General features: G+C 75.1%; 17 protein-coding genes and 1 riboswitch. Of the genes, 5 read left to right on the top strand and 12 right to left on the bottom strand.

Going from position 1 to position 19,743, the window contains the following annotated elements:
- Positions 1-6: 6 nt before the first annotated feature.
- The 4 genes from LG324_RS19660 to LG324_RS19675 are packed head-to-tail and all read right to left on the bottom strand — an operon-like array spanning position 7 to position 3,789.
- Entirely contained in the window at positions 7-885 is an 879-nt protein-coding gene (locus LG324_RS19660) for a sugar phosphate isomerase/epimerase family protein (RefSeq protein ID WP_404350607.1), read from the bottom strand.
- A complete protein-coding gene (locus tag LG324_RS19665; protein ID WP_404350609.1) occupies positions 882-1,727 on the bottom strand; it encodes an ATP-binding cassette domain-containing protein in 846 nt (281 codons plus the stop codon). The genes LG324_RS19660 and LG324_RS19665 overlap by 4 nt, the downstream gene beginning before the upstream one ends.
- Positions 1,724-2,725 (bottom strand): ABC transporter permease, encoded by a 1,002-nt coding sequence (locus LG324_RS19670; protein ID WP_207022277.1) that lies wholly within the window; start codon positions 2,723-2,725, stop codon positions 1,724-1,726. The genes LG324_RS19665 and LG324_RS19670 overlap by 4 nt, the downstream gene beginning before the upstream one ends.
- A gap of 11 nt (positions 2,726-2,736) precedes the next feature.
- Positions 2,737-3,789, bottom strand: coding sequence for a substrate-binding domain-containing protein (locus LG324_RS19675; protein ID WP_404350612.1), 1,053 nt, complete (start codon positions 3,787-3,789; stop codon positions 2,737-2,739).
- Positions 3,790-3,975: 186 nt separating this feature from the next.
- On the opposite strand from LG324_RS19675, the gene LG324_RS19680 reads away from it, so the two are divergent.
- Complete coding sequence (locus tag LG324_RS19680; RefSeq protein WP_404350614.1) at positions 3,976-5,211, top strand: ROK family protein; 1,236 nt, start codon at positions 3,976-3,978, stop codon at positions 5,209-5,211.
- A 25-nt stretch (positions 5,212-5,236) separates the two neighbouring features.
- On the opposite strand, the gene LG324_RS19685 is transcribed toward LG324_RS19680, so the two are convergent.
- The gene (locus LG324_RS19685; RefSeq protein ID WP_404350616.1) at positions 5,237-6,220 is read right to left on the bottom strand and encodes a patatin-like phospholipase family protein; all 984 of its coding nucleotides are present in this window, start codon (positions 6,218-6,220) and stop codon (positions 5,237-5,239) included.
- A 74-nt stretch (positions 6,221-6,294) separates the two neighbouring features.
- Here LG324_RS19685 and LG324_RS19690 point away from each other — a divergent pair, with 74 nt between their 5' ends.
- On the top strand, positions 6,295-7,617 hold the full coding sequence (locus tag LG324_RS19690; protein ID WP_404350618.1) for a cytochrome P450: 1,323 nt from the start codon (positions 6,295-6,297) through the stop codon (positions 7,615-7,617).
- Between the two features lie 81 nt (positions 7,618-7,698).
- The gene (locus LG324_RS19695; RefSeq protein ID WP_404350620.1) at positions 7,699-8,370 is read left to right on the top strand and encodes a hypothetical protein; all 672 of its coding nucleotides are present in this window, start codon (positions 7,699-7,701) and stop codon (positions 8,368-8,370) included.
- A gap of 45 nt (positions 8,371-8,415) precedes the next feature.
- Here LG324_RS19695 and LG324_RS19700 read toward each other — a convergent pair whose 3' ends face one another.
- Complete coding sequence (locus tag LG324_RS19700; RefSeq protein ID WP_404350622.1) at positions 8,416-9,438, bottom strand: GNAT family N-acetyltransferase; 1,023 nt, start codon at positions 9,436-9,438, stop codon at positions 8,416-8,418.
- A gap of 61 nt (positions 9,439-9,499) precedes the next feature.
- Here LG324_RS19700 and LG324_RS19705 point away from each other — a divergent pair, with 61 nt between their 5' ends.
- Positions 9,500-10,048 carry a DUF6328 family protein gene (locus LG324_RS19705; RefSeq protein WP_404350624.1) on the top strand — a complete coding sequence of 183 codons (549 nt, stop codon included), beginning with the start codon at positions 9,500-9,502 and terminating at the stop codon, positions 10,046-10,048.
- Between the two features lie 82 nt (positions 10,049-10,130).
- Here the strand turns inward: LG324_RS19705 and LG324_RS19710 are convergent, their stop codons facing one another.
- Both LG324_RS19710 and LG324_RS19715 read right to left on the bottom strand, forming a co-directional pair.
- Entirely contained in the window at positions 10,131-11,210 is a 1,080-nt protein-coding gene (locus tag LG324_RS19710; RefSeq protein ID WP_404350626.1) for an alpha/beta fold hydrolase, read from the bottom strand.
- Between the two features lie 149 nt (positions 11,211-11,359).
- Complete coding sequence (locus LG324_RS19715; RefSeq protein WP_404350628.1) at positions 11,360-12,628, bottom strand: ArgE/DapE family deacylase; 1,269 nt, start codon at positions 12,626-12,628, stop codon at positions 11,360-11,362.
- 92 nt (positions 12,629-12,720) lie between these two features.
- Between LG324_RS19715 and LG324_RS19720 the strand changes: the two genes are divergently transcribed.
- Positions 12,721-14,184, top strand: coding sequence for an MDR family MFS transporter (locus LG324_RS19720; RefSeq protein WP_404350630.1), 1,464 nt, complete (start codon positions 12,721-12,723; stop codon positions 14,182-14,184).
- 131 nt (positions 14,185-14,315) lie between these two features.
- On the opposite strand, the gene LG324_RS19725 is transcribed toward LG324_RS19720, so the two are convergent.
- From LG324_RS19725 to LG324_RS19740, 4 genes are all read right to left on the bottom strand, one after another.
- Positions 14,316-15,005, bottom strand: a complete 690-nt coding sequence (locus tag LG324_RS19725; protein WP_404350632.1) for a DUF5701 family protein — start codon at positions 15,003-15,005, stop codon at positions 14,316-14,318.
- Positions 15,006-15,042: 37 nt separating this feature from the next.
- Complete coding sequence (locus LG324_RS19730) at positions 15,043-16,302, bottom strand: MFS transporter (RefSeq protein WP_404350634.1); 1,260 nt, start codon at positions 16,300-16,302, stop codon at positions 15,043-15,045.
- A 234-nt stretch (positions 16,303-16,536) separates the two neighbouring features.
- Positions 16,537-18,777, bottom strand: a complete 2,241-nt coding sequence (locus LG324_RS19735) for an ATP-binding cassette domain-containing protein (RefSeq protein WP_404350636.1) — start codon at positions 18,775-18,777, stop codon at positions 16,537-16,539.
- A gap of 4 nt (positions 18,778-18,781) precedes the next feature.
- Positions 18,782-19,477 (bottom strand): ECF transporter S component, encoded by a 696-nt coding sequence (locus LG324_RS19740; RefSeq protein ID WP_030526365.1) that lies wholly within the window; start codon positions 19,475-19,477, stop codon positions 18,782-18,784.
- 90 nt (positions 19,478-19,567) lie between these two features.
- A riboswitch (TPP riboswitch) is annotated at positions 19,568-19,671 on the bottom strand.
- Between the last annotated feature and the right edge of the window lie 72 nt (positions 19,672-19,743).

Genomic DNA, 19,743 nt, shown 5'->3' on the forward strand with positions numbered 1-19,743 from the left:
GGCCCATCATCGCGCGACGGCGGCGTGGGCCCGGTCCAGGCCCGCCGTGAGGAAGCCGTGCGCCTCCCGCGCGAGGTCGGTGCCGTCGGACCAGAGGTTGCGCCAGATGGCCAGGTCGTTGCTCAGCCCCGGGGCGAGCACGGCCGACGAGAACGACTCGAAGGTCACCGGGCCGCGGTACCCGATGTCGGCGAGGGCCCCGAAGAAGCCCTCGAAGTCGAGGTGGCCGGAGCCGAGGTAGCCGCGGTGGTTCTCGCCGACGTGGACGTAGCCGAGGCGGTCGCCGACCTCGCGCACGGGGTCGCTCATCGAGTCCTCCTCGATGTTCATGTGGTACGTGTCCAGGTGCACCACGACGTTGTCCGCGCCGATGTCGTCGGCGAGGCGTACCGCGTCGCGTGCGGTGTTGACGACGTTGGTCTCGTAACGGTTGCACACCTCGAGCCCGAGCGTGACGCCGCGTGCGGCCGCGTCGACGGCGAGGCCCTTGAGGACGGCGACGACGTTGGCCCGGCCCTTCGCGGTGAGCGGCGCGGCCGCCTTGCCGAAGGCGCTGTACAGCGCACCGGTCAGGACGGTGCCGCCGATGTCGGCCGTCACCGCGAGCGACTCCTGGAGCAGCTCGGCGCCGCGGGAGACGACGGCCGGGTCCTCGCTCGAGACGTCGGCATCCGGCGCGAGCCCCCGCGAGCAGGCGGCCTGCAGCCCGTGGGCCTCGAGGGCCGCCCGGGTGGCGGCGCGGTCGAGGTTGACCGAGTCGTGCAGCGAGAACTCGAGGAGGTCGAAGCCGGTCGCGGCGGTGCGCTCGACGGCGGCGGCGACGGACTCCGGGGAGGTGTCACCGACCCAGACGAGGGCGTGGATGCCGAGGGGGTTCGCGGTCACGGGGTGGGTCCTTCCGTCGGGGAGGCCGCGCCGGCGGGCACGGCCTCGTGGTCGCCCGGGCGGGCGCCGGTGATGAGGCCGACGATCTCGTCGCCGTCGGTCTGCGCGGTGCGGCGGCCGGCGACGCAGCGCCCGGCCCGCATGACCCAGACGGCGTCGCTGAGCCGCAGCACCTGGGCGAAGTTGTGGCTGATGAGGACGATCGCGTGGCCCTGCCCGCGCAGGTCCTCGACGAGCCGCTCGACCTTGGCGGTCTCCTGGACACCGAGGGCGGCCGTCGGCTCGTCCATGATGATGAGCTTCGAGGCGAACCCGGCGGCCCGGCAAATGGCCACCGCCTGCCGCTGCCCACCGCTGAGGCGCCGCACCCGCGAGCCGACCGCGGGGACGTTGACCGCGAGGCCGGAGACCTTCTCGGCCGCGCCGGCGCGCATCGCCTTCCGGTCGAGGACGCGGAACGGCCCGACCCCGCGGGTCAGCTCGCGGTTGAGGTAGAGGTTCTGCCACACCGTGAGGTCCTCGACGAGCGCGAGGTTCTGGTGGACGGTCTCGATGCCGGCCTCGCGGGCGTCCTCGGGCGAGCGGAAGCCGGTGGCCGCGCCGTCGAACCGGATGGTGCCGGCGTCGGGGCGGTGGATCCCGCTGATGCAGCGGATGAGCGTGCTCTTGCCGGCGCCGTTGTCGCCGACGATCGCGGTGACTTCGCCCCGGCGGGCGTGCATCGTCACGTCGCGCAGCGCGCGGACCTGCCCGAACGAGAGGCTGATGTCGCGGACGTCGAGGAGCGCGTCGGAGGGGACGTCATGGGCGAGGGGCGTCCCCGCGGTCTGGGTGCTGGTCACTTCTGGAACCTCGTGAGGAAGGCCGCCGCGACGACGACGACGCCGACGGACAGGGGCTGGTAGAACTGCGAGACCCCGAGCAGGGTCAGGCCGTTGACGAGCGCCGTGAGCAGGAGCGCGCCGATGACCGGCCCGAGCACCGTGGCCCGTCCGCCGAAGAGGCTGACCCCGCCGAGGACGACCGCGGCGACGCTGTTGAGCAGGAAGGCGGTGTTGGCCGCGGGCTCGGCGGCGCCGACGCGGGCCACGAGGAGCACGGCCCCGACCCCGGCGAGCAGGCCGGCGATGACGTAGACCGCCGTCTTGACCCGGGCGGTGCGCACGCCGGTGGCGTTGGCCGCCTCGGCGTTGCCCCCGGTCGCGAGCACGTGGGTACCGAACCGCGTGTGGAAGAGGACCACGTGCGCGACGACGGCGATCGCCGCCGCGACGACCACCGAGTAGCCGATGATCCCGACCGACCCGGTCGACAGGCGCAGCAGCGGCGCGCTGATGATCGTCGCCGGCTTGCCGTCGGAGAGGACCAGGGCCAGCCCGGAGGCCGCGGAGAGCGACCCGAGGGTGACGATGAAGTCGGTGATCTTTCCGCGGGCGACGAGCAGGCCGTTCGCGAGCCCGACGAGGCCGCCGGCGACGACGGCCGCGACGACCGCGGGCAGCAGGCCGGCGCCGGAGGTGAAGACGATCCCGAGGACGACGGCCGCGAGGGTCATCGTCGACGCGATCGAGAGGTCGATGCCGCTCGTCGCGACGACGAAGGTCTGGCCCACGGCGAGGACGACGAGGATCGCGGCCGCGACGAGCATCGACTGGATGTTGCCCGCGCTGAGGAAGGTCGGGTTGAGCGCCTGGAAGACGACGACGAGGACGACGAGCCCGACGAGCGCGGCCCAGTCGGCCCAGTTCGCGACGTCGCGCCATCCGGTGCGGGGGCGGGGGCCCGCCTCGTCCGCCGGCGGGGCGGACGAGGGGGCGGTGGACGACGGGGCGGGGGTCACGGTCGGGGCCGTCACTTGAGGAGCTCCGCGAACGGGTCGTCGTACGCCTCGCCCGGCTTGGGGGCGGCCGAGAGCGCGGCGTCGACGGTGTCCTTGGTGACGACCTGGACCGGCGCGTCGACCTTCTCGGGCAGCGTCTTGCCCTTCATCGCGGCCTCGCAGGCCTCGAGGCCCATCTTGCCGACGACGTAGGGGAACTGGGCGACGACGGCGTCGATGCCGCCGCTCTTGATCGCCTCGAACGCGTCCTTGTTGCCGTCGACGCTGATGACCTTGATCTGCCCGGTCTTGCCGGCGTGGGCGATCGCGCGGGCGATGCCCAGGCCCATGTCGTCGTTGGCGGCGAAGAAGCCCTTGAGGTCGGGGTTGGCGCGCATGATGTCGGTCGCCTTGGTCAGCGCGGTCTGGCGGTCCCAGTCGGCGGCGACGGTCTGGACGATGCTGACGTTGGCCGGCTTGCCGGCGGTGAAGCCGTCGAGCCGCGCGCCGCTCGTGACGTCACCGGAGATCCCGCCGACGAGGGCGACCGCGCCGCCGTCCGGCAGGAGGGTGCCCATCTGCTTCCCGGCGAGCTGCCCGGCGGCGTTGTTGTCGGTGCCGATGTAGGTCGCGATCTTCGCGCCCGCGGCCTTGGCGGCGTCCGCCTCGACCGGGCTGTCGATGTTGACGATCGGGACGTCCTTGGCCGCGATCTGCGCGATGCCCTGGACGAGGTTGGTGCCGGAGATCGGGTTGACGACGAAGCACTTGTAGTCCTGGCCGGCGAGCCCGGTCAGCTTGTCGGCCTGGCCGCTGGTGTCGGTGATGGCGGCGGCGGCCTGGATGGTCACGTCGGTGCCGTCGGCGCTCGCCTGGTCCTGGATGCCCTTCTCCATCGTCTGGAAGAACGGGTTGTCCAGGCCCTTGATGACCGCGGCCACCTTGCCGGTGGTGGCGGCGGACGAGCCGTCGGAGCCGGAGCCCGAGGCGGTGGAGGAGCCGCCGCACGCGGTGAGCGCGAGACCGAGGCCTCCGACCGTGGCGACGAGGACGAGCTGGCGGGCGGCGGTGCGTGCACGGGCCATGGGGGAGCCTCTCTTCGTTGAGCGGGCCGGCGTGGGGGCGTCCGGCGACTTTTGACAGTTGATCACCTATTTATGACTTGTGTCAAGCAAAAAGATCCTGCACTCTGGTAGAAATAACCACGGCGCGACGAGGCCCCTCGTCGCCGGTCCCCCGGACCGGGCCCGTGAGCGACGGCAGGAGCAGCGATGTCCACGACGACCGAGCCCGCGGGCCCCGTGGCCCTCCTCGGTCGCCCGGTGCGCCCCGCGGCCGCCCCCGGCTCCCCCGGCCAGGTCCTCGCCCTCGTCCGGGCGCACGGCGAGCTGACCCGGGCCGAGCTCGTCGAGCTGACCGGCACCTCCCGCTCCACCGTCGCCGCGCGCCTCGACGCCCTCGTCGACGCCGGCCTGCTCGCCGAGGTGACCCCCGTCGCGACGACCAGGGGACGCCCCCCGACCCGCTTCCGCTTCCGCGAGGAGGGCGGCGTCCTCGCGCTCGCCGACGCGGGGGCCACCGGGGTCCGCGTCGCCGTCACCGACCTCGGCGGGCGCATCCTGCACCAGCAGCGGCACGACCTCCCCGTCGGGATCGGGCCCGAGCCCTGGCTCACCGAGGTCCTCGGCCACCTCGACGACGCCCTGCGCCGCGTGGGCGTCACCCGGGCCGAGGTGCACGGCGTGGGCCTGGCCCTGCCCGGGCCGGTCGACGGGGACGCCGGCACGGTCGTCAGCCCGCCGATCATGACCGGCTGGGACCGCTTTCCCATCCGCGACTGGTTCGCCGAGCACCTGCCCTGCCCGGTCGTCGTCGAGAACGACGCCAACGCGATGGCCGTCGGCGAGCACCGCTCCGCCCACGCCGACCGCTCGTCGATGCTCCTGCTCAAGCTGGCGACCGGTGTCGGCGCGGGCCTGGTCATCGGCGGCTCGGTGTACCGCGGCTTCGACGGCGCCGCGGGCGACATCGGCCACATCCAGGTCACCGCGCCGGACGAGGGTCCGGCGCCCGCCTGCCGCTGCGGCAACACCGGGTGCATCGAGGCCTACGCCGGCGGCTGGGCGCTCATCCGCGACCTGCGCGCGGCCGGCCACGACGTCTCGTCCGTGCCCGAGGTCGTCGCGCTCGTCAAGGCCGGGGACCCGAGCGCCACCGCGCTGTCGCGGCGGGCGGGCCGCTTCATCGGGATCGCCCTGTCCGACGCCGTCAGCCTCCTCAACCCCGAGGTCGTCGTCATCGGGGGCGACCTCGCGGCCGCCGCCGACCACCTCTTCGCCGGGATCCGCGAGTCCGTCTACGCGCGTTCCCTCCCGCTGGCCACCCGCCGCCTGACGATCCTGCCCTCGAGCCAAGGCGACCTCGCCGGGCTGCACGGGCTCGCCGCGGCCGTGGCCGACCGCCTCTACGCCCCCGAGCGGGTCGACGCGATCGTCGCCGCCGGCTGACGCCGCGCGGCGCGCACCGGGTCCGTCAGTACCCGGCCTCGTCGAGGGCCCGCTCGGTCAGCTCGCGGCCGAGCGCGATCATCTCGGACGCCCGGTGGAAGTCCATCGTCCGGCAGGCGTCCGAGGGCACCGAGACGAGCACGTCCGGCGGGTTGCTGGCCATCCGGTAGCGGGTGATGAGCGCCGCCATCGTGTCGAACGAGCGGTTGAAGATCTCCATCGACGCGAGGTCCTTGGGCGCCGAGGTGTAACCGGGCGCCGAGGGCACCGCGGGGGAGCCGCCCTCGGTGACCGGTGCGACGTCCTCGGCGACGTCGTCACGGGCCGGGGCGTCGGTCGTCGTGTCGTGCGACCCGCCCCCCATGAGCGCCGACACGCGGTGGGTCAGCGACCGGACCGACCCGGCCACCGTGCTCGTGACGCCCGGCGAGCGCACCGGCGCGACCGGCATCCCGGTGCTGTGCCCGGCCTGCAGGCTGACCGCGACGGTGAGGTCGGACATCACGGCGGCGGTCGGCTCGATGGGTACGGGGTTCATGAGGCCGCCGTCGACGAGCAGCCGGCCGTCGACGACGATCGGCGTCACGAGGCTCGGGATGGCCACCGACGCGCGGATCGCCGTGGCCATCGACCCGCGCTGGAACCACACCTCGCGGCGATGGTTGAGGTCGGTCGCGACGGCGGTGAAGGGGATGGCGCAGTCCTCGATGAGCGTGCCGTCGAGGATCTCGCCGACCTTGGCGAAGATCCGCTCGGCCCGGATCGCCCCTCCCCCACCGAGGTTCATGTCGAGCAGCCGCCACACGTCGTACTGCGTGAGGCCGGTGACCCACGCCGTGTAGGCGTCCAGGCGCCCGGCCGCGGCGAGGCCCCCGACGAGCGCGCCCATCGAGGTGCCCGCGACGGCGACCACCTCGAACCCGCGCTCCTCGATGACCTGCAGCGCGCCGATGTGCGCGTACCCGCGTGCTCCGCCGGCGCCGAGCGCCAGGGCGACCCGTCGACCCATGGCGTCAGGGTACGTCGACCTCCCCCCGCGCCGCGGTCGTCGGCGCTAGCCTCGGCAGCGGGAGGAGGACCCCCATGGACGACGCCCGCGCGGCCCGACGCACCCCACCGGCCGACCCCGCCCTCCTGCCCCCCGGCCCGCGGCTGCCCCGGCTGGTCCAGAGCGTCGGGATGATGCGCTTCCGCCACCGCTGGGTGCCCTGGCTGCATCGCCGGTACGGGGAGGTCGTGACCGTCCGGCTCTTCCCGCGCGGCCGCAACATCGTCCTCGTCAGCGAGCCCGACGCCGTCCGCGACGTCTTCGCCGGCGACCCCGCCACCTTCCGGGCCGGCGAGGCCAACGCCATCCTCGGGCCGGTCATGGGCGAGCACTCGGTCCTGCTCGTCGACGGCGAGGGGCACCGGCGCGTCCGCCGCCTCCTCACGCCGGCCTTCTCCGGGCGGGCGCTGCGCGGGTACGCCGACCTCGTGACGGGCCTGGCCAAGACCGAGGTCGGCGCGTGGGCCCCCGGCGTCCCGTTCGCCGTCCTCGACCGGATGAACGCCGTGACGCTCGAGGTCATCCTCCGGGTGGTCTTCGGGGTCACCGACGAGAGCCGGCTCGCGCGGCTGCGGCCGCTGGTCGGCGAGCTCGTCGACGTCAGCCCGCTCGTGTTCCTCGGCTGGGCGATCCCCCGGCTGCGCCGGGTCGGGATGTGGCGGAGGGCGGTCGAGCGCACCCGCGCCCTCGACGCCCTGCTCCACGAGGAGATCGCCGAGCGGCGCACGAGCCCCGACCTCGCCCTGCGCACCGACGTGCTCTCGACGCTGCTGCGCGTCGAGGTCGACGGCGAGCGCCTGACCGACGCCGAGCTGCGCGACCAGCTCGTCACCCTGCTCCTCGCCGGCCACGAGACGACGGCCACCGCGCTGGCCTGGACCCTCCACGAGATCGGCCTGCACCCGGGGCTGCGGGCGCGCGCCCGCGAGGCGGCCCGCACCGGGGACGACGACCTGCTCGAGGCCTTCGTCAAGGAGGCGATGCGGCTGCACCCGGTCATCCCGATGGTCGTGCGCGTGCTGCGCGAGCCGGCGCGCATCGGTGGTGTCGACCTGCCGGCCGGCGCGACCGTCGGCGCGTCGGTGATCCTCGCGCACCGGCGCGCGGCGAGCCATCCCGACCCGGCGGCGTTCCGGCCCGACCGGTTCGTCGGCGGTCAGCCCGCACCGCACACGTGGATCCCCTTCGGCGGCGGCGCCCGCCGGTGCATCGGGGCGTCGTTCTCGCTGATGGAGGCCGTCGCGGTGCTGCGGGAGGTGCTCGTCGCGTACGACGTCGAGTCGGTGGCCGCGGAGGGTCCGCGGGTGCGGAACATCACGAGCATCCCGCGACACGGCGCACGGATCACGGTGCGCTGAGCCCCGACCCGGGCCAAAGGTGCGAAGGTCCCACGCGGGGACCCTGCCGTCGAGGACGATGGGAGCGTGAAGGGAGGCGCCATGACGACACGACGCCGCACACCGACCGTCCGCACCCTCGGCGTGGGGGTGAGCGTGCTCGCGCTGGCCGCCGTCGCGGGCTGCTCCTCCGGCCCGGACGACCCGTCTCCCACGTCGTCCTCGGCCGCCCCGACGGCGAGCACCTCGTCCTCCCCCACGGACTCCGCCTCGGCGAGCAGCTCGCCGTCCGAGAGCTCCTCGCCGAGCGCATCCGCCTCGCTTCCCGCCGGGTTCTCGCTCGACGAGCAGTCGACCGTCGACTGGCCCGCCCTCGGCGGACGGGTCGGCATCGGCATCGAGTCGCGCGTCGGCGGCCACGGCTCCTACGACCGCGTCGTGTACCAGTTCGCCCGCGACGGGGCGCCGAGCTACCGCGTCCGCTACGTCGACGAGCCGATCCAGGACGGCAGCGGCGAGCGCAAGGACGTGGCCGGGGACGTCTGGCTCGAGGTGCTCGTCTCGACGGTCGACATGCCCGGCGAGTCGGCCCCGACCGCCGACGACCCCCTGCCGGAGACGCTGGAGGGCACCGGGATCGCGGCCGCACCGGCCATCTGGGGCGGCTTCGAGGGTGTCGGGCAGTCGTTCATCGGCCTGACCGGCGGCCAGCGACCGTTCAAGGTCTCGGTGCTGTCGAACCCGACGCGGCTCGTCGTCGACGTCGCCCGCTGAGGGGGCGGGTCACGGTGGCGCGTCGCGGCGCGCCACCCCGACGCGTCAGAGGTCGAGGTCCTGGTGCCAGGACTGCGTCCGGTAGTCGGTGACCCAGCCCATCGAGGAGTAGAGGCCGTCGGCGCCCGTCGGGCTGTCGGCGTCGACCTCGAGCCCGACCCGGTTGCGGCCCCGGCGCGCCGCGTCGCCGATCACCTGGTGCAGGAGTGCCTTGGCCACGCCGCGGCCGCGCGCGTCGCGGTGCACCCCGATGTAGTCGACGTAGCTGCCGGGGATGCCGTCGGCGTCCGGGCGCAGCACCGACGAGACGACGGCACCGGCCGGCACCGGCCCGTCCGGACCCTCGACCGTGGCGAGCCACCAGTGGTCCCAGCGGTGCCCCGGGTCCTCGCGCAACCGCATGACGAACTCGGGGAAGCTCTCGCGGTAGGAGCTGAAGTGGTCCTGGAAGGACTCCTCGAGCACCCGGTGCACGGCCTGCAGGTCCTGCGCGAGCGGCAGGCCGTCGTCGTGGCGGTCGACCGGGCGCACGGTGACGCCCTCGCGCGGCCCGGGCAGGCTGCTCGCCTCCTCGGAGGACACGGGGCGGGTCATCTGCAGCCAGGTGCGCGTGTGCCGGTAGCCGGCCGCGGTGAGCCAGCGCTGCTGGCGGGGGTCGTCGGCGTAGGCGCCGGAGTCGAGCAGCGTCGTGCGCAGCCCGCGCATCCGGCCGATGTCGCGGGCGTAGCGCTCGCCGGCGGCGAACAGGTGGCCGGCCAGCTCGTCGGCCGCGTCGTGGTCGGGCGCGACGGTGACCTCGACGAGCGTGCGCCCCGCGGCGCGGTCGTGCACCGACAGCCAGGCGAGCAGCCGGCCGTCGCCGTCCTCGACGAGCACCTGGCGACGCGTCCACGAGCCGGTGCCGGCCAGCTGGACGACGACCGCCTCCGGGTCGGCGCCGGCGGAGCCCTTGGCCGCCTGCTGGTGCGCGGCGAGGAGGGCCGTGACGGCGGGCGCGTCGTCCGCCTCCGGCCGTCGGGTGAGGTAGTGCTCGGGCAGTCCGTCGATCGTCACCTCGGCGTGGCTCATCCCCCCACTCTCCCATCCCCCAGGTCCTAGGCTGAGGGGCCGCCGAGCGAGGGAGTGGTCGATGGGGAGCGGACACGGTCGTGGCGGACGCGACGCGACGCCGTCGCGGCGCACCCTGGCGCGCAACTGGGACGAGCTGCTCCAGGAGATCCGGGTCACGCAGACCGGCGTCCAGATCCTCACGGGGTTCCTGCTCACCGTGCCGTTCTCGGCGCGCTTCGACCAGCTGACGGGTTTCCAGCGCACGACGTACCTCGCCGTTCTCGCGGGGTCGGTGCTGACGACCGGGCTGGTCGTCGCCCCGGTCGCCTTCCACCGGATGCTCTTCCGGCAGCGGCGGCGCGAGCTCCTCGTCGAGTCGGCCAACCGGTTCGCCATCGCCGGGCTCGCGATGCTCGGGCTCACGGTGAGCGGGGTCGTGCTGCTCGTCGTCGACATCACGCTCGGCACCCGGCCGGCCCTGGTCGGCGGCGGGTCGGTGCTGGCCGTCCTCGTCGTCCTCTGGTTCACCCTGCCGTTCCTCGCGGCCCGGCTCGGCGACACCCCGCGCAACCCCCCGCCCGACGGCGACGACGACACCGGCGACGACGACGACACCGACGACCGCTGACCCCCACCTCACCCGCGAACGTGTGTGAAACCGCCGGGGATCACCGGCGGTTTCACACGCGTTCGCGGTGAGAGAGGGCGGGTCAGACGGGGGTGTCGAGGAGCTCGCGCAGGTGGGCGTCGACCTCGTCCAGATAGGACTGCTCGAAGCCGAACAGCCCGAAGTGGCCGGCGATGCTGTGCAGCATCCGCACCTCCGCGCCCGGCGTCATCGCGGCCTCGGGCTCGCAGTCGCGCGGCGGGAAGAACATGTCCTGCTCGATCGGCATGACGAAGACCTTCGCCGTGACGCGCGCGAGCGCCGCCGCGAGGTCGCCGTCGGCGTTGCGGGCGACGTCGCCGCGCTGCCACTTCCAGCCCATCGACAGCAGCGCGTTCGGGTCCATCATCGTGAAGAGGGTCCGCGTGAAGTTCTGCTGGAACTCCTCGTAGGTCGAGAACTCCAGGCCCTCGGCGATCGGCGGGATGCCCTTCCAGAACTCCGTCTTCCAGAAGTCGGTCGTCAGCCCCATCGTCGCCCAGATGTCGGCGTGCCGGGTCAGGCCGTCGCGCACCTCCTCGTGCGAGGCGTACTCGCCGCCGTTCCAGCCGGGGTCGGAGGTGATGGCGTCCATGAGCGTCTGGGTGAAGAGCGCGTCGTGCGGCGTGTTCTGCGCCGTTCCGGCGATCGGCGCGGCCCGCAGCACCTTGTCGGGGTAGCGAACGGCCCACTCCCACGTCTGCTGGGCGCCCATCGAGCCACCGACGACGAGGGCGAACCGCTCGACGCCGTAGTGCTCGCGCATCAACTGCTCCTGCGCACGGACGTCGTCGCCGATGCGCACCTGCGGGAAGCGCGACATCGCGATGGACGGGTCGTCGGTGGTGTGCGGCGAGGTCGAGAGGCCGTTGCCGATCTGGTTGACGACGGCGATGAACCACGTCGTCGGGTCCAGGGCGCGCCCCTCGCCGATGTAGACCTGCCACCACGTCGCGTGCGTCCCGGAGAACCACGTCGGCACGAGGATCGCGTTGTCCCGCGCCTCGTTGAGCTCACCGAAGGTCGCGACGGCCAGCTGGAGGTCGGGGATGACGCCGCCCTCCTCGAGCTCGAAGCGGCCGATCGACCGCAGCTCGTACGGCCCCTGCATCTCGGGCGTGTAGAACGGGTTCTCCAGGGGCATGGCGGGGCCTCTCGTCGCGACGATGCTGACCGGACCCACGCTAGGCGGCACGCGCCCCGGGCGGAACCCCCCGGACGCGGCCGGTCCTGTCGCGAACGCGTGTGTCACCGCCGGTGGTCCCCGGCGATTTCACACACGTTCGCGGGACGTCAGGCGGGGGTGGTGAGGCGACGGACGGCGAGGACGCAGAGCGCGCGGGTGACCTCGACGAGCTCGCCGAGGTCGACCGACTCCCGCGGCGAGTGCGCGAGCCGGACGTCGCCGGGGCCGTACTGGAGCGTCGGCACCCCGGCCGCCGCGTAGAGGCGCAGGTCCGAGCCGTAGGGGGCACCACCGGCCACGGGTCGCACCGCCCCGACGGCCTCGGCGGCGTCCGCCACCTCGTCGGCCAGCGGATGGCCCGCCGGCAGCCGCCCGGACGCGAACGCCCCGCCGGGCCAGGTGACGACGGGCGCATGCTCCCGCAGCCACGGGTCGCCGGCGGCCGCCTCGGCCACGCACCGCTCGAAGGTGTCGCGGGCGGCCTGCGGGTCCTCGCCGAGCGCCACGCCGTAGCGGCCCTCGGCGACCAGCAGGTCGGGCACGCTGCTCGCCCAGTCGCCCGCCCGCACCGTGCCGACCGACAACGCGTACGGCAGGCGCGACCCCGCGAAGAGCGCGTCGGCGTCGCGGTTGCGCTCGGCCTCGAGGCGGCGCAGGGCGTCGTGGACGACCCCGAAGGTGTCGAGGGCCGAGACCCCCTCGAGCCGCGTGCTGCCGTGGGCCGCGAGCCCGCCGACCTCGAGCCGGAAGGTCAGCGCGCCGGCGTTCGCGGTGAGCAACCGGCCGCCGGTCGGCTCGGTGATGACGACCGCATCCCCCGTGTGCCCGCGCCGCAGCGTCGCGAAGGCGCCGAGCCCGCCGTCCTCCTCACCGACGACCGAGTGCACCGCGAGCCGGCGCTCCAGGCGAACCCCGGAGCGGTGCAGCGCCGCCGCCACCGCGAGGTTCGCGACGAGCCCGGCCTTCATGTCGCACGCGCCGCGCCCGTGCAGCCGACCGTCGCGCACGACCGCCCCGAACGGGTCGTCGCGCCAGGCGCCGGGGTCGCCGACCGGCACGACGTCGACGTGCCCGTTGAGCACGAGCCCCGGCACGCCGGTCCCTGGTGTCGTCCCGACCAGGCCCCAGGCCTCGGAGCGCGGCGCCTCCAGGCCGGGGAAGCCGGGGGCGGCGAGCAGCGCGGGCAGGTCCTCCGACCAGAGGTCGACCTCGAGCCCGGCGCGCTCGAACCATCCGGCGAGCAGGTGCTGCGCCTCGGACTCGGCCCCGCTCCCGGTGACGCTCGGCACGCGCACGAGGTCGACCAGCGAGGTGACGAGGGCGTCCTCGTCGAGGGCGTCGAGGACCCGGCGCTCGACGTCGGTCGGGGTGCTCACGGCGGCACGCTAGCCCCGCCCGCGCCGTCTCCGCAGGTGGGACCACGTCCGGACCCCGGAATGTCACCGCCCGGCGACGGGTTGGCCCTCCGGTGACGTCCTCCTCCGCCACCCGCGTCCCCCGCTCGGCCGTCGGCCTGCGCTCCGAGCGGGGGCCGGTCCTCCTCGGCGTCATGCTCTCGACCGGCCTCGTGGCCATCGACTCGACGATCCTCGCGACCGCCGTGCCCGCCGTCGTCGGCGACCTCGGCGGCCTCTCGCAGTTCCCGTGGCTGTTCTCGATCTACGTCCTCGCGCAGGCCGTGTCGGTGCCGGTCTACGGCAAGGTCGCCGACCTCCTCGGGCGCAAGAACGTCATGCTCGTCGGGGTCGTGCTCTTCGTCGTCGGCTCGCTGCTGTGCGGCGTCGCCTGGTCGATGGGCTCGCTCGTCGCCTTCCGGGCCGTCCAGGGCCTCGGCGCCGGGGCCATCCAGCCGATCGGGATGACGATCATCGGCGACATCTACTCCGTTGCCGAGCGCGCGACCGTCCAGGGGTACGTCGCCTCGGTGTGGGCGGTCAGCTCGCTCGTCGGCCCGACCCTCGGCGGGTTCTTCTCCGAGGCGCTCTCGTGGCGGTGGATCTTCTTCGTCAACCTCCCGCTCGGCGCGGCCGCCGGCTGGATGCTCTGGCGCCGCTTCAGCGAGTCGCCGCGACCCGTCACCGCGCGCCCGCGCATCGACTGGGCGGGCTCCCTGCTGCTCCTCGTCGGCACCGTGGCCCTCCTCGTCGGGCTGCTCGAGGGCGGCGTCCTCTGGTCGTGGGGCTCGCCGGTGAGCATCGGGCTGTTCGTCGGCGCCGCCGTGGTCCTCGCCGCCTTCGTCGTCGTCGAGCGCAACGCGGCCGAGCCGGTGCTCCCCCTGTGGGTCTTCCGCGACCGGGTCGTCGGCGGCGCGATGCTCGTCTCGCTCGTCGTCGGCGTCATGCTGCTCGGCCTCACCTCCTACGTCCCCCTCTACGCGCAGGGCGTTCTCGGCGCGGGCGCCATCGTCGCCGGGTTCGCGCTCGCCGCGATGACGCTCGGCTGGCCGGTCGCCGCGTCGACGTCCGGACGCCTCTACCTGCGCCTGGGCTTCCGCGCGACGATGCTCATCGGCTCGGTCCTCGCGGTCGCCGGGTCGGCGCTGCTGCTGACCGTCGGCCCGGACAGCTCGGTGTGGCAGCTGGCCGCCGCCTGCCTCGTCCTCGGCCTGGGCTTCGGCTACGTCGCGAGCCCGTCCCTCGTCGCCGCCCAGTCGGCCGTGCCGTGGCACCAGCGCGGGGTCGCCACGAGCGCGTCGATCTTCGCGCGCTCCGTCGGCAGCGCGGTCGGCGTCGCGGCCTTCGGCGCGGTGGCCAACACGGTCGTCCGCGACCGCCTCGGGAGCACCCCGAGCGACCTCGAGTCGCTGCCGTCGGGCGTCCTCGCCCCGGCGCTCGGGGCCGTCTTCGTCGCCGCCGCGGCGGTCTCGGTGACGATGCTCCTCGCGTCCTTCGTCATGCCGCGCACGGTCCACGAGGCCGGCCCCGAGGGGTGAGACGCACGCCACGCCGGTGACGCGCGCGGCCATTCCACGGCGGACGAGCCGCGCGGGAGTACGTTTGCGGTGCAGGGGAACCGGGCGCGGCGCTGGAGTAGGGACCGGCTCCGCGCCCGGCCCCTGTGTGGTCAGGCCCGCCGGCTCCCGGCGGAGGCGACCCCCAGCCACGAGTGGGGGTTGCCGTCCCAGCACCAGCCGAGCTTCGGCGCCCGCTCGCTGATCCACATCGCCGGCACCCGCCGGTCCCCGCGGCGCGAGCCGGAGAGCATAAAGCAGCGGTTCTTCTCGAGCAGCCCGGGTGCGTGGGTGACGACCGCGACGCCCTCCTCGACGGTCAGCGGCGTCCGACCGCGGCCGAGGACGACCGGCAGCGCCTCCTCGGGACGCACGCCGCAGAACTCCTCGCCCCGGTCGACGTCGAGCAGCAGGTAGGCGTCCGGGGCCGGCAGGACCACCGGCTCGATCGGCCGGTAGGGCGTGAGCCCCTCGGGTCCGTGGTTGCGGTCGACGACGCCGGGCCGGGTGCCCCGCGGAGCGAGCCGCAGCAGCGGCACCGTGCGCTCGGGGTCGACGACGGCGGCGGTGACGACGAGGACGAGCGGGGCGTGCCCCGGGGCGGCGTCGGGCAGCGGGTCGAGCCGTGCGGCGACCGTGCGCAGGGGCTCGAGGCGGGCGGTGAAGTCGGCCTCGCTCTGATCGGCGAGCGCCGGGTAGCCGAGGCGGAGCAGAGTCTCGACCTGGTGGTCGAGGAGGGCGAGCGCGGTGGACGGAGCGGTCTGGACGGCGATGGCGGACCTCCAGGGTCGGTGAGCGGCCATCGTCCAACGCGCCCCGCCGCGGCGTGGTTCCCTGCGGTCAGGCCGTCGAGGACCCCAGCCGGCGCACCGGATGGGTCTCGCGCGCCCGGACCCACGGCACGACCGCGAGCAGCGTGATGGCCCCGGTGACGCCGAAGGCCAGACCGAAGCTGCCGTGGTCGACGAGGGTGCCGGCGAGCACCGGGCCGATGATCGCGCCGGTGTCCGAGGCCATCTGGAAGGCGGCGAGGGCCGGGCCGCCGTTGCGCTCGCGGCCGACCACGTCGGCGAGCGAGGCCTGCTGGGCCGGGTTGAGCGCCCCCGCCCCGAGCCCGGCGACGACCGAGAACGCGACGAGGAGGAGCAGGTTGGTGGCGAGGCCGGTGCCGAGGGTCGCGAGGCCGGAGACGAGCAGGCCGCCGATGATGAACGGCTTGCGCCCGATGCGGTCCGAGGTGCGACCGGCCACCGTCAGCCCGACGGCGTTGCCGGCCGCGAAGACCGCGAGGGCCGTGCCCGCGACGAGCGACTGGTGGGTCTCGCGCGTGGCGGGGTCGAGGGACTGGTCGACGATGACGGCGGCGGCGAAGAGCGGGAGGATCGCGTTGCGGACGCCGAAGTTCGCCCAGCCGTTGGCGAACGCCGAGACGACCGAGGCCTTGTAGGCGCTGTCGCGCCAGCCGTCGCGCACGGTCATCATCGGCAGGACCGGCGCCCCCTCGGCCGGGCGGAGCGAGGCGTCCTTGAGGAAGACGAAGACGATGGTCGCCGCGAGCAGCAGGGCCGCCGCGTAGACGAGGAACGGCACCCGCAGCCCGAGACCGCCGAGCAGGCCGCCGACGACCGGGCCGCCGACCCCACCGATGAGGAAGGCCGAGGCGTACGCCGACGACACCCGCGCGCGGATCGAGGGCGGCGCGAGCCGGACGATGAGCGCCACGGCGGAGACGGTGAACATCACCGAGCCGATGCCGCCAAGACCCCGGAACAGCAGCAGCTGCCAGTACGAGCCGGCGAACGCCGTCGCGCCGGTCGACACGGCGACGACGAGGAGCCCGGTGAGGTAGATGGGGCGTTCGCCGAGCCGGCCGATGAGCCGGCCGCCCGCGGGGGCGAAGACGAGCCGGAAGAACGCGAAGGCGCTGACGACCACGCTGCTCGCCGTCGCGCCGACGCCGAAGCTCTGCGCGAACCCCGGCAGGACCGGGGTGATGAGGCCGAAGCCCAGGGCGATGACGAAGGCCGCCGCGATGAGGACCCAGATCTCACGGGGGATGCGGACACGCGCCTCGGGGGCGCTCACGGGCTCGGCGGACACGAGGGTCCAGTATGCCCGCGCCCACCGACGGTGGCGGGGCCGCGGTCGCTGCGACCGCGGCCCCGTCCGTCGTGGCCGCCGGGGCCCTCGTGGACCCGGGCGGCTCCTGCACCTGCGAGGTGGTCTCGACAGCACCTCGCGCCCCCGAGCATGCCCGGGCACCGGGCCGCGCGTCCAGACCCCGCCCGGCATCTTGACCGGTTCTTGCCGCGGCGACGACCGCGGCCCGGTCGGTCAGCGTGCGAGGACCGCGGCGGCCACCGGCAGGGCCGCCGCCGCGAGCAGCACGGTGTCGCGCAGCCGCCAGGGCGCCGGCGCCCACCACGTCCGGCGGCGGGCCGTCGCGAAGCCGCGGGCGTCCATCGCCACGGCGAGCTCGACGGCGGCACCGAGCGTGCGCACGAGGAGGCCGGTCGTCGAGGCCGCGAGGTGGCGCGCGACCTCGCCCGGGCGGGTCGGCCGCACCCCGAGCCCGCGGACCCGGCGGGCCCGGCCGATCTCGGTCCAGACGGCCCTGAAGGTGTGGACACGCTGCAGCGCGGCGGCCGTGGCGACGACCGGGCGGTCGGGCAGGTGGAGGCGCTGGGCGAGGTGGTCGCCGAGGCGGTCGGGGTCGACCCACGGCAGGAGCACGGCCGACGGCACGACGATGACGAGCACCCGCAGGGCGACGGTGAGGGCGGTGTCGACGTCGTGCCCGGCCAGCCACCACGTCGACCAGCCGGTCGACAGCGCGGCCAGCGCCCCCGGCACGGTGCGCAGGAGGACCCGGCGGGCCCGGCCGGCCGGTGCCCGGCCCGGACCCGGGGCCGCGAGCGCCGCGACGGCGAGCAGCACCTGCACCGCGAGCACCGCGAGGGAGGTGCTCCAGTGCGGGGAGACCACGCCCGCCGGGATGCCGAGCATCGCGCCGGCGAGCAGCGCGAGCGGGCCGCAGCGCGCGGCGAGCGGCACGCGCGTCGACGGCTCCTGCGGCGGGCGCGGCGGCGCGGCGAGGTGGTGGACCCGGTCGGCCCGGGCGACGACCTCGGCGTCGTGGGTGGCCGCGACGACCGCTCCCCCGGCGGCGCGGTGGGCGGCGACGAGGCCGACGACGGCGGCCCACGTGTGCCGGTCCTGGCCCACGGTCGGCTCGTCGGCGAGGAGCACGGGCGGGCCGTGGTGGAGCGCGGCGGCGACGGCGAGGCGGCGCTGCTCGCCGCCGGAGAGGTGGCGCGGGTCGGCCGCGGCGAGCGGTGCGAGCCCGAGGGCGTCGAGGAGGGCGAGGGCGCGGGCCTCCTCGGCGGGGCCCTGACGGCCGAGGGCGCGGGAGGTCGTGAGCACCTCGTCGAGGACGGTGCGGGCGACGAGCGTGGAGCTCGCCCACTGCGGCACCCACGCGAGGCGGGCGGCGAGGGCCGGGGCGCCGAGGCGCCGGGGGTCGGCGGCGTGCTCGCCGGCACCCAGCCGGACGGCGCCGTCGGGGACGGGGTCGACGAAGCCGGCGAGCGCGGCGAGGACCGTCGACTTGCCCGAGCCGCTCGGGCCGACGAGGACGGTGAGGTCGCCGGGGGACGCTCCCAGCGGCTCGTCGATCGTGGCGGCCCGGAGGGTGCGGGTCGAGCCGTCGACGAGGCGCACCGTGCGGTCCACGGCGAGCGGGTCGGCGGTGAGGGCGGCGCCAGCGGTCGAGGGGACGGCGGCGAGCAGCCCGGGGTCGACGTCGAGGGGGGCCGGCGCGGGCTCGTCGGGGACCCACAGGCCCATCGCGAGCAGCACGTCGCGCTGCGTGGCCAGCACCTCCTCGACCGGGCCGTCGGCGACGACGCGGCCGTCGGCGGACAGCACGACGAGGCGGTCGACGAGGGGGACCCACGGGCCGAGGACGTGCTCGACGACGACGAGCGTGCGGGGGTCGTCGGCCGACAGCGCGGCGACGGCGGCCCGCACCTCGGCGGCGCAGGCGGGGTCGAGCATCGCGGTCGGCTCGTCGAGGAGGACGAGGGAGGGGTCGAGGGCGAGCGTGCCGGCGAGGGCGAGCCGCTGGGTCTGCCCGCCCGACAGCGCCGACGTGGGGGTGTCGAGAGGCAGGTCGCCGAGGCCGACGGCGGCCAGCGAGCGCTCGACGACGGCGGGCATCCCGGCCGGGTCCGCGCCGACGTTCTCGAGGCCGAACGCGACGTCGCGCCCGACGCTCGCGGCGACGACGCCGCTGCCGGGCTCCTGGAGGACGAGCCCGACGGCGCCGGGGCGGTCGCCGGGGGCGACGCCGTCGAGGGTGACGTCCCCCTCCAGGTCGCCCGGCTCGAGCGAGCCGAGCATCCCCGTGAGGGCGCGCAGCAGGGTGGACTTGCCCGCCCCGGACGCCCCGGCGAGCAGGACCCGCTCGCCGGGGCGCAGGGTGAGCGTCACGTCGCGCAGCACGGGCTCGCGCCGGCCGACGGGTCGCCAGGTGAGCCCGGCCACCTCGAGGTGGCCGCGGCGCGCGGTGCGCACGGTGTCAGACAGCCCGGGCCTCCCGGACCTCCTGGCCGGCCGGGAACGCCGACAGCGCCCCCGCCCGGGCCAGCTGCCGGGTGAGCAGCCACCCGACCCCGCCGGCGATGACCGCGCCCGAGACCCCGAGCGCGCCGAGGTAGGCGATCTTGTCGCGCAGGACGAGCTCGGCGTACCAGCCGCCGCCGCCGGCGAGGGAGCCGAGGACCGGCAGGTCGGCCCACGAGGCGGGGAACTTGACGACCTCGAACACCCACTCGAGCGGCGCCGAGAGGGCGCCGGCGAGCATCGCCGCGCCGGGACCCCACGCCTTGTAGCCGAGCAGCGCGAACGCGAGCTCGGCGCCGAGGCCCTGGAGGACGCCGCTGACGAGCGTGCTCGCGCCCCACTGGGTGCCGGGGAGCATCGAGACGAGCGCGGCGACGACCTCGCAGAAGAGGGCGGCGCCGGGCCGGCGGACGACGAGCCCGCCGACGACGCCGGCGAGGAACCAGGTGCCGGCGAACAGCCCGGTCAGCGGGACGTACGCGACGGTGACGAGCTTGCTCAGGGGCTCGTAGGCGAAGGCCCAGCCCCAGAAGACGATGCCGAACGCGGCACCGAGGAACGCGACGGTGATGATGTCGACGGTGCGCCAGGACGCCAGGCGCCCGGTCGCGGTGACGGATCGACGCGCGGGCGCGTCGGTGGTGATGGCCATGTGCAGTGCTTCTCCCGTGGTCGGTGTGCGACCTCGGGGAGGGGCGACCCGCCGGCGCGCGGACCCGGAGGGCCGGCGACGACGGAGCACACCTGAGATTTCCCGACTTCCTCCACCGGTGCTAACCGGATCAGGTTCGAGGGTCTGCGGTCGGACCGCACTCTCAGCGCCTGGGCGCTCCCCTGTCGTTGGACCCCCCGAGCATATCCCCGCGCGCACTAGAGTGGCGAGGACCGGTCGGGCAGCCGCCTGACCTGCGGATCCAT

Origin of the sequence: Phycicoccus jejuensis (assembly GCF_044797865.1) — a bacterium.
Lineage (GTDB): Bacteria > Actinomycetota > Actinomycetes > Actinomycetales > Dermatophilaceae > Phycicoccus > Phycicoccus jejuensis.